At 63.5% G+C, this 12,755-nt stretch carries 11 protein-coding genes; 1 reads left to right on the top strand and 10 read right to left on the bottom strand.

The window, feature by feature from the left end:
- Positions 1-609: a TRAP transporter small permease subunit gene (locus tag AB7F49_RS06855; protein WP_428521087.1), complete on the bottom strand. Its 609-nt coding sequence runs from the start codon at positions 607-609 to the stop codon at positions 1-3.
- Positions 610-729: 120 nt separating this feature from the next.
- A complete protein-coding gene (locus tag AB7F49_RS06850) occupies positions 730-1,851 on the bottom strand; it encodes a TRAP transporter substrate-binding protein (RefSeq protein WP_428521086.1) in 1,122 nt (373 codons plus the stop codon).
- Positions 1,852-2,105: 254 nt separating this feature from the next.
- Here AB7F49_RS06850 and AB7F49_RS06845 point away from each other — a divergent pair, with 254 nt between their 5' ends.
- Positions 2,106-3,851, top strand: coding sequence for an ABC transporter ATP-binding protein/permease (locus AB7F49_RS06845; protein ID WP_428521085.1), 1,746 nt, complete (start codon positions 2,106-2,108; stop codon positions 3,849-3,851).
- 49 nt (positions 3,852-3,900) lie between these two features.
- On the opposite strand, the gene AB7F49_RS06840 is transcribed toward AB7F49_RS06845, so the two are convergent.
- The 8 genes from AB7F49_RS06840 to AB7F49_RS06805 form a co-directional block, all read right to left on the bottom strand.
- Entirely contained in the window at positions 3,901-4,407 is a 507-nt protein-coding gene (locus tag AB7F49_RS06840; RefSeq protein WP_428521084.1) for an HPP family protein, read from the bottom strand.
- Positions 4,408-4,488: 81 nt separating this feature from the next.
- The gene (locus AB7F49_RS06835) at positions 4,489-5,460 is read right to left on the bottom strand and encodes a TorF family putative porin (protein ID WP_428521083.1); all 972 of its coding nucleotides are present in this window, start codon (positions 5,458-5,460) and stop codon (positions 4,489-4,491) included.
- A gap of 314 nt (positions 5,461-5,774) precedes the next feature.
- Positions 5,775-6,842, bottom strand: coding sequence for a hypothetical protein (locus AB7F49_RS06830; RefSeq protein WP_428521082.1), 1,068 nt, complete (start codon positions 6,840-6,842; stop codon positions 5,775-5,777).
- A 409-nt stretch (positions 6,843-7,251) separates the two neighbouring features.
- Entirely contained in the window at positions 7,252-7,578 is a 327-nt protein-coding gene (locus tag AB7F49_RS06825; RefSeq protein ID WP_428521081.1) for a hypothetical protein, read from the bottom strand.
- Positions 7,579-7,612: 34 nt separating this feature from the next.
- Complete coding sequence (gene glcF, locus AB7F49_RS06820) at positions 7,613-8,971, bottom strand: glycolate oxidase subunit GlcF (protein WP_428521080.1); 1,359 nt, start codon at positions 8,969-8,971, stop codon at positions 7,613-7,615.
- A 3-nt stretch (positions 8,972-8,974) separates the two neighbouring features.
- The gene (glcE, locus tag AB7F49_RS06815; protein WP_428521079.1) at positions 8,975-10,183 is read right to left on the bottom strand and encodes a glycolate oxidase subunit GlcE; all 1,209 of its coding nucleotides are present in this window, start codon (positions 10,181-10,183) and stop codon (positions 8,975-8,977) included.
- 167 nt (positions 10,184-10,350) lie between these two features.
- Complete coding sequence (locus AB7F49_RS06810) at positions 10,351-11,586, bottom strand: phenylacetate--CoA ligase family protein (RefSeq protein WP_428521078.1); 1,236 nt, start codon at positions 11,584-11,586, stop codon at positions 10,351-10,353.
- Between the two features lie 143 nt (positions 11,587-11,729).
- Positions 11,730-12,572 (bottom strand): ABC transporter ATP-binding protein, encoded by an 843-nt coding sequence (locus tag AB7F49_RS06805; protein ID WP_428521077.1) that lies wholly within the window; start codon positions 12,570-12,572, stop codon positions 11,730-11,732.
- Between the last annotated feature and the right edge of the window lie 183 nt (positions 12,573-12,755).

The raw sequence follows: 12,755 nt of genomic DNA, 5'->3' as shown, positions 1-12,755 counted from the left end.
TCAATTCCCCTTCGCATCCACCGCGGCCGGATTCTGCTCGGAAGCGTGGATGCGCTGCTCCTGCAGTATCAGGCTTTCCGTTTCTTCGACGTCATGCAGCCGCTGCGGCCAGGCGCCCAGCCGGATGCAGATGATGCAGCGAATGATTTCGGCAATGCCCTGCAGCAGCAGCAGCACGCCGGTGACCGGCACCAGGGTCTTCAAGGGAAAAATCGGCACGCCGGCCGGACTGAAGATGCTGACCTCACGGAAGCGGATCGACATCTCGGCATAGTTCCAGCCCGCATAGATCCATGCCGCCACGGCCGGAAGGAAGAAAATGATGTAGAGCAGGAGATCCATCGAAGCCTGGGTTCGCGGCTTCCAGAAGCGATAGAGCACGTCGGCGCGGACATGTCCGTTGCGGGACAGCGTATACGCACCCGCCATCAGGAACATGGCGCCATACGTGATATAGCTGATGTCGAAGGCCCAGGTGGTCGGGGCGCGCAGCACGTAGCGCACGAAAACTTCGTAGCTGACTCCCAGCGTCAGCACCAGGATCAGCCAGCCGAACGCCTTGCCAACCCACATGCTGAGAGAGTCGATGAAGAACAGAAATCGGTTCATGGTCGATCGGTGCGCGCTTGCCGCATGAAATCGGGATTGCCGTCGCGCTTTCGCAAGCCCGAATAATCCGGGCGGCACAGACTTGTGCCGCCCGGAATCATAACGCGGGTACTGGCCCGATCAGGACTTCAACACGCCCGGGAAGTGGTGGTTGAAGGCACCCTTGTAATCGGTCGCGTTGAGCATGTTGTAGTAGACGACCCGGCGCACCCAGGCCTTCTGGGAGTCCATGACCTTCTTCATGAAGGGATCGTTGCCGAGCGTTGCGATCAGCCCGTCCCAGGCCTTGATCTGGGCGTCGAATACGCTCTGCGGCGTACGCATGACGCTGACCTTGTCCTTGTCAATGAGCTCCTGCAGGTCGCGGGAATACTGATCCATCGCCTTCCACTCGTTGGCGGAAGATGCCGCTTCGGCGGCATATTGCAGGATCGCTTGCTGTTCCTTCGGAAGCGCGTCGAACTTGGTCCGATTGAACATGATCTCGAAATACTCGGTGGCCTGATGATGGCTGCCCAGCATGTAGTTCTTCGCCACGTTCTGCGAGCCGAAACGCCGGTCCGAGGTCGGGTTGTTGAATTCGAACGCGTCGATCACGCCGCGCTCCATGGCGGGAACGATTTCGCCGCCGGGAAGCTGTGCAACCGATGTGCCCATGGACTGGAACAGATCGGCGGCAAGGCCCACGGTACGATATTTCAGACCTTTCAGATCATTGGCATTGGTGACCGGCTTCTTGAACCAGCCGAGCGGCTGGGTCGGCATCGGCATCGCGAAGAAGCTCTTGACGTTGAGCTTCATGATCTTGGTTTGCAGTTCTTCGAACAGTTCCTTGCCGCCACCGTTGTAGATCCAGCCGAGACCTTCGTTGGCGTTGAAGCCGAAGACCGGGCCGGTGCCGAACAGCGAGGCCGCCTTGTGCTTGCCATACCAGTACACTGTGACCGTATGGGCCGCATCGATCTGGCCGCCATGCACGCCATCCAGCACCTGGAAGGGATGCACCACGGCGCCGCCGTGGAGAAGGTCGATCTTCAGCCGGCCACCCGCCATGGCATTCACGCGATCGATATATTGCTGGCACATCTCGGTGAAGATGTCGGTGGCAGGCCATGATGTCTGCAGCTTCAGCGTCGAGGTCTGGGCGCGCGACACTTGCGGCATCGCGACCAGTGCCGTACCCGCGGCGCCGGCGGCGAACAGGAATTTGCGGCGCGACGTCTTTTCAACTTTCTTGGTCATGAGGTCCTCCCTAGCGACCGTTTATGCCCGGCTTTGAACGCCGGTTTTCGTGACTAACCACTGGAGGGTATATGATATTCCAGCGAGTCTGTCTTAGTTTGGCCGGGTTGCGCGGTTTGCACAAGCCTTCCGAATACGCGCACCTCATTCGGCTGGCGGCCGGACCTCATCGCTTAGGAACGTGACTTTTCCGTCGCCTGTTTTCGTCGCAACGTGACCGTGTTGGTCGGGCACGGTTTTTGAGGGGTGAAAGTGTGAAGGAACTGGCCCGGCTGTTCGGCGAGGTGTTCCGGCTGTCGCTGCCTTATTTTCGCTCAGAGGACCGGCGCGCCGGCCTGATCCTGCTGGCGGCCGTGATCGGAATCGAATTGTCGATCGTCGCGGTCAACGTCCTCATCAATCAGTGGAACGCCCGATTTTTCAATGCCTTGCAGGATCGGAACTGGGACCAATTCGTCACCGAAATCACCATTTTCTGCGCCCTGGCCGCGATCTTTGTGGTGCTCGCGGTCTACCAACTCTACCTGAACCAATGGCTCCAGATCCGGTGGCGGACCTGGATGACGCGGGTCTATGTCGACCGCTGGCTTTCGAATGCCGCGCATTACCGCATGCAGCTCTTCGGCGATGCAGCAGACAATCCGGACCAGCGCATCGCCGACGATATCAACCAGTTCATTGAAAAGTCGCTGTTCATCGTGGTCCGGCTGCTCGGCGCAATCGTTACGCTTTTGTCATTCTTCGCGATACTGTGGGCCCTGTCTGAATCGGCGCCGATCACCGTGTTCGGCTCGCCGGTCACGATTCCCGGCTACCTGGTGTGGGCCGCACTGATCTATTCCGTCCTTGGTACGCTGCTCGCGCATTGGATCGGCTGGCCGCTCGCGGCCATCAACTTCCGCCAGCAGCGATACGAGGCCGACTTCCGGTTCAACCTGATCCGGGTTCGCGAGCATGCCGAGCAGATCGCATTGCTGCGCGGTGAGGAGGCCGAGAAGAGCGGACTCGGCGAACGCTTCACCCGCGTCGCGAAGAACTTCATGGAATTGATGTCGCGGCAAAAGAAGGTCATTTTCGTCCAGCAAAGCCATTCGCAGGCGGCCGTCATTCTTCCCTACATCATCGTGAGCCCGGCCTATTTTTCCGGCGCGGTGCCACTCGGCACCCTGACCCAGACCGCAAGCGCCTTCAGCAGCGTGCAGGAATCGCTGTCCTTCTTCGTTACCTTCTACCGCAGCATCGCCGAATGGGCCGCCGTGGTCGACCGCCTGACGGGCTTCAATCGGGCGCTCGACCAGGCGCAGGCGCTGGCGGCCGCATCGAGCATCGCCATTGGGCAGGACCCGGATGCGCGCGCGATCCGCATTGAGGGGCTGTCGGTCGACCGGCCGGACGGCAAGCCGCTGGTCACTCCCGCAGCGGCGGAATTCCATCCGCGCGAGCACGTGCTGGTGAGCGGCCCATCGGGCGCCGGAAAATCGACGCTGTTTCGGGCGCTGGCCGGACTGTGGCCGTTCGGAAAGGGCCGCGTCGTGATCCCTTCCGGCGCACGGGTGATGGTGCTGCCGCAGCGGCCTTATTTTCCCGAGACCACGCTCGCCAACGCGATGTCCTATCCGGCCGCCGACGCCTTCGACGACGCCACCCTTTCCGAGACCCTGCGCGCGGTCGGCCTGACAGAACTGATCGGACGCCTGCATGAGCAAGCGCACTGGAATCGCATTCTGTCGCTCGGCGAGCAACAACGACTTGGCGTCGCCCGCGCGCTGCTGCAGGCCCCGGACTATCTGTTCCTGGACGAGGCGACCGCGTCACTGGACGAGCCATCCGAGGCAAGTCTTTACGGGCTACTGCATGAACGGCTGAAAGGCACGACAATCGTATCGATCGGCCATCGTTCGACGCTGACCGGGCTGCACGGCCGCCATGTCACCCTGGCGCCAGACGCCGATGGCACGCACAGCCTGATCGAGGTGAAACGCACCGCCGCCGCGGAATGAGGCCGTTCCGGAAAACTGCGGTCCGATTCTCACGGAAGATGACGCGGCGCTACCACCAGCGTTCCGGCCATCGGGTGCGGCGCACGATATTGGTCCACAGGAACGTATAGGCCAGCAACAGCAGCGCACCGGCCGCGACCGGCACCAGCACAAAGCCCCACGACATGCTGTTCATCACGATGATCAGCGGATTGATGCCGGCAGGTGGATGAAAGCTGTCGGTCGCCAGCATCGCCAGCATCGCAAGACCGACCGCGAGCGCCGCGACCCAGGCCTGCGGACCGGCAATCTTGACCGCGAGTACGCCGACAACCGCCGACAGGACATGACCTCCGACCAGCGCGCGTGGCCGCGCCGGCAGGGCTTCGGGGCTGCCGGTCACAAGCACGATCGAGGTAGCGAACGGAATCGCCGCCAGCGGGAATTCGGTTTGCAGGGAGAGCACGTACATCAGGCCGATGGCGAGGCTGCCGCCGGCGGCGCCCGCCACCATCATTCCGAATTGCCGGTCAATCCGCATGGCGTCTGAAACTGCAACGACAATGCCAGTCGGCATGGTCTGCCGGGCGGACCCGCAAAAATCAAGAGCGGCGCCCCGGGGGACGCCGCTCCTGCAGTCTGGAGAGTTGACGCGTGCCTACTTGATCGCGGACAGCGTTGTGTCGAAGGTCAGCTTGCCGATGAAGGCTTGGCCGCACCAGTTCGATGCACCAACCGTCGCCGTGTTGTTGACGAAGACCGGAGCGGTCAGGGCTGCGCTCGGGTCGCCGGTCAGGATGTTGCACTCCGCCTCGCTCAGGTCGGTGTCGTAGTAGCGCAGATCGAGGGTCAGCGCCTTGTAGGTGAAGCCGATACCTGCGTTCCAGGTGGTGTAGCTCGGCAGCTCGGCGCCGGTTGTACCGGTCAGGTCGCTGTAGACCACCACGTTGGTCGTGGTGAAGAGCAGATCGGTGGTGCCGAGCCAGTAATGGCCCAGTTCGCCGGACACGTACCAGTTCCAGCCGGACGGCAGCGCGGTGCCGGTATACTTTAGGGTCAACGCACCGTAGGTCCCGTCCGCGCCCGTGTTCAACCAGCTGTCGGCATAATAACCGGCGACACCAAAGGTCCAGTTGTCGGTCGGCGCCCAGGTCAGCTTGCCGTAGATTTCCCAGAAATCGGTCTGGGTCAGGGTGGTGTTGCCGGCGGGGGGAGCAGTGATCCACACGCCGTCGACCTGACGTTCACCCGGATACAGGTAATACATGGCGCCGAGATCGAGCGTCCACTTGTCCCAGGTCATGCGCACGCCGCCATAGAGATCGATTTCAGCGGCTGGATCGGTCGCAAGCTTGACGCTCGTACCGACGGCGCCCGCGTACCACTGGATATCCTTGGTCGGGTTGAACCGGCCTTCGAAGTAGGCGGTAACCGCTGCGGTCCGATCGGACTGGCTGATACCGCGGAAGTTGTAATCGGTCATCAGGCCGCCACCGACGGCCACATCCCAGGGATTATAGGCAACCGGCGGTGGTGCCGCCTTGTAGACCGGTGCGAGGTCGGCGGCGATTGCCGGCGCGCCGATCACGACTGCGGCGGCAACAAGTGCCGGCAAAACGGATTTCTTCATCTTTAGCCCCTTCAATTCGACACTTTCGGTGACTGAAGCTTGACGACCTTACTCAACCAGAACGCCAGACCCCGAAATGCCACCCCCTGCTTCTGACCTTGCAGTTGCAATCATTCGGCACGGAACAAAGGTTGCCGCCAATGCGAAAGTTTGCGCATCTGCTGCCTTTTTGAGCTTTTTCGATCCAAACAGCCCTCGATTCACAACCCAATGTCACAATCCATTAAGCTGTTGCACGAAAGTCACGAAAAACGCCGGGAAACCAGCGGTTTCCCGGCGCTCATGGAAGGCTTTTCAGACAATCGCGTGCAGGCTCATGCAGCCTTTTTGCGATTCGCCTCCAGCCGCTGGTCGACGAGGGCCACCTGCGCATCGATGGCGGGCAGGCTCAACCCCTTCTGCTTGGCGATCAATTGCACCAGCTTGTCCGCGCGCTCGATGAACTGGGCGCCGTTGTTCAGCGCGCGGGCTGCGGAGGCCGGACGCGACAGGCTTTGCGCCGCGGCGGCGTATTTCTCGAACGGCACGAGGTCGTTCGGATTGGCTCCGAGCTTCACCACCAGGTCGTTCACGAAATTATAGACCGCGCGCGAGGTTTCGATGTCGCTGTGCACCGCCTCCTGCGCGGTACGCATGCCGTCCGTCGTCACGCAGCGGTAATTGCCGGCAAGCAGCATCGCCCATTTGGCCAGCGGCACGAACAGCGAGTCGTAGACCCGCAGCTTCACCGGCAATTCGATCTTGGTTCCGTCGCCCGGATCGAAGCGGATCGAATCGATCTCGCTTTCCAGCTTGCGCAGGATCGCGGTGTCTTTGTCGTCGTCGAACTTCGCGACCTTGAAATTGGTCGGCAGCGTCACCTGCAGCACATTCGCCTTCTCGTCCGGCGGGCGGATCGCCTGCGGATCGGGGCTGCACAAGCTGAGCTTGCCGGGATCGAAATTGTCCCACACGCTCGGATCGGTATAGGCCGGCTTCAGGCTGTCGGCATTCAGCCCGGGGATGCGCTTCATGTAAGGCAGCGGCGGCATGTTCATGATTGACATGCAGGGCACGCGCGACTTCGCCACCGCATCGAGCAATTCGCGCACGCCCGGCGAACGGTATTGCGGCTCCTGCATCGCAAGTCCGACGAGGTCGTAGTCCGCCGGATTGACGCCGGCCGCGCCGCCGGCGGTCACCTTGCCGGGCAGCTTCCTCGAATCGAGGATGACCGGATCCTTGCGGCCCCTGACCGGCAGCCGGACGATGAACCCTTCCGCATTGATCAGGTCTGCTTCCGCGGGCAGGCAGACGTGATGGATCCGGTTGCCGCCGAACAGCATCTTGGAGGCGAGCAGCGAGCCATAGGCCGCGCCCAGAATGAGGATATTATACGCCATCGCCCGAACCTCCCGATTTTGGTGAATGCTTTGGGGCGGGCATCGCCGCCGCGCCGATGGGCGATGCTATTCAGCCGGAGGCCGCGATGCAATGCGGCCCGATTTGCGACAGACACGGATTTCACATGGCGAAGTGGACCGCAATGCTGAGCGGCGCGCGCTTCCTTTGACCGGCAAGAGGAGACATCACGGCTTGCAGCTGAGCCACATTCGCGCAGCGATGCCGATCGCCGCAGCGCTCTGAATGGCTCGGTCGATTTTGCCTGGACCGACTCTCTAGACAGTGCGGTTTCGGCGTCCTGTCGTATCTGATGGACGGCTGGCGAAACCGGCGTAAGGAACCAAAAGAGCGAACGGCCCGGGTTGAATCGCAAACCGGGCCGTTCCAATCTCAGGAACGGGCTCGCACTCAGGTGCCGCTGTTGTCGTTGGAGTCGCTGAAAGGCCGATAGCCACCCATGTCGCTCGAAGGCGCAGGAGCGGCTTCCGGTTCGGGCATCGGCGCCGGCGTCATGGCCTTTCGCGCAGGCCTCTTTGCCCTGGCCTTCTTCGGCGCAGCCGTCTTTTTCGGTGCCGCCTTCTTCGCTTTCGCTTTCTTTGCTTTCTTTGCCTTCTTGGCCTTTTTCGGCGCGCTCTTCTTTGCGCCCTTCTTTTTCTTGGGCATGCTCATCTTCTTGGCTTTCTTGCCCTTCTTGGCCTTCTTGGCCTTTTTCCCCTTCTTCGCCTTCTTCGCCATGACTTCTCTCCGAAAAGGTTGCGCTAGGCTGCCGCTAGGCTGGTGCTGACATCTTCGCTGCCGCCACCAGGTCCCCCTTGACCGGCATCGCTTGCGCGCCGCCGGACAATTCCGCCGGCTTCGGGCCTCCCGTGGCCCAATCGATCAACTCGACCGGGTGAACCACCGGTATCGCCGTGCCCGATGCGATCTGCGTGATGCATCCGATATTGCCTGCGGCGATCACGTCGGGAATCAGTTGAGCGATGTTTGCAATCTTACGGTCCCGCAGCGTCTGTGCAATCTCGCTCTGCAAGATATTGTAGGTTCCTGCCGATCCGCAGCAGAGATGACCTTCGGGAATGTCCATCACGATGAAGCCGTGCCGGGCCAGCAGCTCCTTCGGCTGACGGACGATTCTCTGACCATGCTGCAGCGAGCAGGCCGCGTGATAGGCCACGGTCAGCCCCGCCATTCGAGTGGGGGCGGGAAACGGCAACGTGGCAAGATATTCGCTGATGTCCCTTGTCAGCGCCGAGACCCGCGCAGCCTTCCCAGCATAGGCCGGGTCGGTCCGCAGCATGAAACCGTAGTCTTTCACATTGGTCCCGCAGCCGGAGACATTGATCACGATCGCGTCGAGCCCCTCCCCGTCTGCCTCCTGCGTCCAGACGTCGATATTGGTCCTCGCCTGCGCCAGCGCCTGATGCTCCCCCCCCATATGGTGGACCAGCGCCCCGCAACAGGCCTCGCCTTCCGGCGTGACCACCTCGATACCGAGCCGGTTCAGGAGCCGGATCGTGGCCGCGTTCACGTGGGCGCCGAGCACACGATTGGCGCAGCCCTGGAGCAGCGCAACCCGCCCCTTGCGCGGACCATCGGCTGGATGGATGCGGCGCTGCGGGAGCGGAGGCGACAGCGAGCCGGGCGGGAGCCGCAGCATCGCAGCGAGCGGCTCGAATCCGATCGCCGACAGCAGGCCGGCAAAGGGCCGCGCCAGCGGAGCGGCGCGCAGCGCCGCGCGCAGCCGCGACGGATAAGGTAGTACGGCCGCGAGCAATGATCGCACGAGCCGGTCGCGCCACGGCCGCCGGTAGGTCTTCTCGACATGGGCCCGGGCATGATCGACGAGGTGCATGTAGTGCACTCCCGACGGGCAGGTGGTCATGCAGGCAAGGCAGGACAGGCAGCGGTCGACATGCTTGACCACATCGGCGGTGGCCGGCCGCTCCTGCTCCAGCATGTCCTTGATCAGGTAGATGCGCCCGCGCGGGGAATCGAGTTCGTCGCCGAGCAGCACATAGGTCGGGCAGGTCGCGGTGCAGAAACCGCAATGCACGCAGGCGCGCAGGATCTTGTTGGATTCCGCTGTGGCGGGATCGGCGAGCTGGGCGAGCGAGAAGCGGGTCTGCATGGCCTAGATTCCAGCCCACATCCGGCCCGGATTAAAAATGCCTTTCGGATCGAAGCTGTCCTTGACCCGCCGCGTCAAGGCGGCGACGCCGGCATCCTGCGGCTCGAAAACCGCGACCGCCGCGCGGATGGCGGCCGGCGCTCGGATCAGCGTCGCGTGGCCGCCGCAACCCGCGACCGCCGGCCGGATCACGGAACTGCCGGCGTCATCGGATGGCGGCAGCGCTATCCACAGCAGGCCGCCCGCCCAGTCGAAGTAGCAGGTTCCGCCTGCCGCGGCCGCCGCGCCGGCAATCACGGGGCCCTGCATCGGCGCGGTGGAAACCCGCCAGACCGGGCGGTTGTCGTTCGCAAACGGCGCCACGTTGCGGATCGCACGCCAAAGCGCGCGCGACGTCTCGGCTTCGCATTGCTCCGGAACCCCATTGGACTTCAGAAGCCCGGCCAGAACCGTGGCGCGGTGCGCCACCGACGGTGCAACGCCCTCCAGCCGGAACACCGTCGCGGCCTTCCCGCCGCCTGACGGCGCGACTGATCCGGCGACCATGGCCGGCAGATGCGCCGCCCCCGACACGTCGCAGGACGACCCCATGGCATCGGCCATGGCCTGCGCGGCGCGCCGGTCGTCGAGACCTGTCAACAGGATCGTGGCCTCGGTCTCGGCACGCGGCAGCGTCTTGATCGTTACCTCGGTCATTGCGCCGAGCGTGCCCCAGGACCCCGCCATCAGCTTGCAGAGGTCGTATCCGGTGACGTTCTTCACCACGCGCCCCCCGGACCTGAAGGTCTCGCCGCGCCCGGACACCGCGCTCACACCAAGAAAATGGTCGCGCGCGGCGCCCGACTTGATGCGGCGCGGCCCCGACAGATTCGTGGAGAGCACCCCGCCGATCGTGCCGCCGCCGAGGGCGCCACCGAGCAGAGGTCCGTAATCCGCAGGCTCGAAAGCAAGCTCCTGACCATTGTCGGCGACCAGCCGCTCGATCTCCGCAATCGGCGTGCCTGCACGGGCCGACAGCACCAGCTCTTCAGGCTCGTACAGCGTGATGCCGGAAAGCACCGACAGATCGAGCGTAAGGTCCGACTGGCTCGGGCGCCCGATGACGCGCTTGCTCCCCTGACCGGCAACTTCCAGAGTCTTGCCCTCGCCCAGCGCCCAGACGACGGCGTCCTCGACGTCCTTTGCGTCTCGCGGTTTCAGGGTGTCAGTCACGAAAGCACTCTTCCTTCACCTCTCCCTTTGGGAGACGTCGCGCGCGCCGGCGCGCGGGTGCGGGGTTATACCGACTCAATAGCATCTGAGCCCCCTCACCCTAACCCTATCCCCGAAGGGGAAAGGGAACAGACCGCATTTGCTGATCTGCAAGTGCCCTTTCCGATCTAGGAGACCGGCCGCTCATCGGCAATGATCTTGCCATCATTCGGCAGGCTGCCCGGCGGCACGAGCTTCACCGCGCCCTTCAGCTTGGTGACCGTTTGCAAGCTAGCTGCGACCGCATCGGCAAGGCCGGCCGCAGCCCCCGTGCTTTCGGCATGCAGGGTCATGGCGTCCTGCTCGGCCTCGCGCGTGACCACGAGCCGCATGCGGGCAAGCTCCGGATGCCGCCTGGCGAGCTCGGCGATCTGCTCGGGCCGCACGAACATGCCCTTCACCTTGGTGGTCTGGTCGGCGCGCCCCATCCAGCCCTTGATCCGCACATTGGTGCGCCCGCAAGGCGAACGGCCCGGCAGCACGGCCGAGAGATCGCCGGTGGCCAGCCGGATCATCGGGTAATCCGGGTTGAACGAGGTCACGACCATCTCGCCAACCTCGCCTTCGGGCACCGGGTCGCCGGTACCGGGCCGCACGATTTCCAGGATGATGTTCTCGTTCACGACCAGGACTTCGCGGGCCGGCGTCTCGTAGGCGATCACGCCGGTCTCGGCGATGGCGTAGCATTGCAGCACCTCGACCCCGCGCGCCGAGAGTTCCTGCCGCAGCGAGGCCGGCAGCGCGGCGCCCGAAACGAGCCCGCGCTTGATGGATGAGGCGTCCTTCCCGGAAGCCTGCGCGGTGTCGAGCAGGATTTTCAGGAAGTCGGGCGTTCCGGTGTAGCCATCGGGGCGAAGCCGGGCGATCGCCTCGACCTGCTGCTCGGTATTCCCGACGCCACCAGGAATGACGGCGCAGCCGAGCGCCTCCGCGGCGGACTCGAACATCCAGGCGCCAGGCGTCAGGTGATACGAGAAGCAGTTGAGGACAATGTGCCCCTGGCGAAAGCCGGCGGCGAACATCGCGCGCCCGACGCCGGCGAAATCGCTCTCATGACCTTCCGGCTCGAAGATCGGACCGGGCGACATCAGGAGGCGCTTCGCCTTGCCGGGCGGCGTGACGTTGAAGCCGCCGAAGGGCGGGGTCTCGGCCTGCAGGCGCGGCAGATCGGATTTGCGAAGGAGCGGCAGTTCGGCGAGCGCCGAACGCGAGGTCACGAATTTCGGATCGATGCCGTCGAGGTGACGCGCCCAGCCAGGGGCGGACTTTGCGCGCGCGATCTGTTCGGAGAGTTGCGCGCATGTCTCACGCTCGCGTTGGGCCGGATCGCGGGTTTCGAGTGAGTCGTAGTGGTCGGGTTGCATCTGCATACTCCGTTCGCCTCCCCCCTTGCGGGGGAGGCCGGCGAACGGAGTGAGCCGGGAGGGGGGTGAGCCCGACAAACCACTCCTGAAATTGAAGTTACCCCCCTCCCCGACCCTCCCCCGCAAGGGGGAGGGAGAAGAGGCTACGCCAGCCATCGCTTGCGGCGCTTGTAATGCTTGCCCTCGCGGAACGACTTGCGCTTGCCCTCGGCGATGCCGAGGTAGAATTCCTTGACGTCCTCATTCTCGGCCAGCGACTTGGCGTCGCCGTCCATCACCACGCGGCCGTTTTCGAGAATGTAGCCGTAGCGCGCGTATTTCAGCGCCATGTTGGTGTTCTGCTCGGCCAGCAGGAAGGACACGTTCTCCTTGGCATTCAGATCCCTCACGATCTCGAAGATTTCCTCCACGATCTGCGGCGCGAGTCCCATCGACGGCTCGTCGAGCAGGATCATCTTGGGCCGCGACATCAGCGCACGGCCGATCGCACACATCTGCTGCTCGCCGCCCGAGGTATAGCCCGCCATCGCGGTGCGGCGCTCGCCCAGCCGCTTGAAATAGCCGTAGACCAGTTCGAGGTCGCGTGCGATGGCGGCACGCCCGTCCTTGCGCGTGAAGGCGCCGGTCAGGAGATTTTCCTCGATGGTGAGATGACCGAAGCAATGGCGGCCTTCCATGACCTGGATGCAGCCGCGGCGGACCAGTTCGTTCGGCGAAAGCTTCTGCACCTCGGCGCCGTCGAACATGATCGAGCCCTTGGTGACCTCGCCACGCTCGGAATGCAGCAAATTGGAGATCGCCTTCAGTGTCGTGGTCTTGCCGGCACCATTGGCGCCGAGCAGCGCCACGATGCCGCCCCTGTCGACGTCGAGCGAAACACCTTTCAGGACCAGGATGACGTGGTCGTACAGCACCTCGATATTATTGACGGAGAGGATTTTTTCCGTGGCGGGTGCAGTTTGCTGCGTGGCCGTAGCGACTGACATGAGCGCCCTCTTCACTCTCCCCTGCAACTTCTCTTTACCCTCCCCCTTGTGGGGAGGGTCGGCGAGCGAAGCGAGCCGGGGTGGCGATGATAGCGACGAGTGAAACTTCTACCCCCACCCCGACAGCTTGCGCTTCCGCGCAAGCAGTCGACCCACCCCACAAGGGGGAGGGTGAAAGTGTGG

Origin of the sequence: Pseudorhodoplanes sp., from assembly GCF_050250235.1 — a bacterium.
Taxonomy (GTDB): Bacteria; Pseudomonadota; Alphaproteobacteria; order Rhizobiales; family Xanthobacteraceae; genus Pseudorhodoplanes.
The sequence above is the reverse complement of the archived record's forward strand: the minus strand, read 5'-3'. Positions and strand labels throughout refer to the sequence as shown.

Excerpts from the sequence above, each read along its gene's own strand:
- AB7F49_RS06805 (WP_428521077.1), bottom strand. The coding sequence starts at position 12,572 with ATGTCAGTCGCTACGGCCACGCAGCAAACTGCACCCGCCACGGAAAAA.
- AB7F49_RS06810 (WP_428521078.1), bottom strand. The coding sequence starts at position 11,586 with ATGCAACCCGACCACTACGACTCACTCGAAACCCGCGATCCGGCCCAA.
- AB7F49_RS06835 (WP_428521083.1), bottom strand. The coding sequence starts at position 5,460 with ATGAAGAAATCCGTTTTGCCGGCACTTGTTGCCGCCGCAGTCGTGATC.
- glcF (WP_428521080.1), bottom strand. The coding sequence starts at position 8,971 with ATGCAGACCCGCTTCTCGCTCGCCCAGCTCGCCGATCCCGCCACAGCG.
- AB7F49_RS06830 (WP_428521082.1), bottom strand. The coding sequence starts at position 6,842 with ATGGCGTATAATATCCTCATTCTGGGCGCGGCCTATGGCTCGCTGCTC.
- AB7F49_RS06850 (WP_428521086.1), bottom strand. The coding sequence starts at position 1,851 with ATGACCAAGAAAGTTGAAAAGACGTCGCGCCGCAAATTCCTGTTCGCC.
- AB7F49_RS06825 (WP_428521081.1), bottom strand. The coding sequence starts at position 7,578 with ATGGCGAAGAAGGCGAAGAAGGGGAAAAAGGCCAAGAAGGCCAAGAAG.
- AB7F49_RS06855 (WP_428521087.1), bottom strand. The coding sequence starts at position 609 with ATGAACCGATTTCTGTTCTTCATCGACTCTCTCAGCATGTGGGTTGGC.
- AB7F49_RS06840 (WP_428521084.1), bottom strand. The coding sequence starts at position 4,407 with ATGCCGACTGGCATTGTCGTTGCAGTTTCAGACGCCATGCGGATTGAC.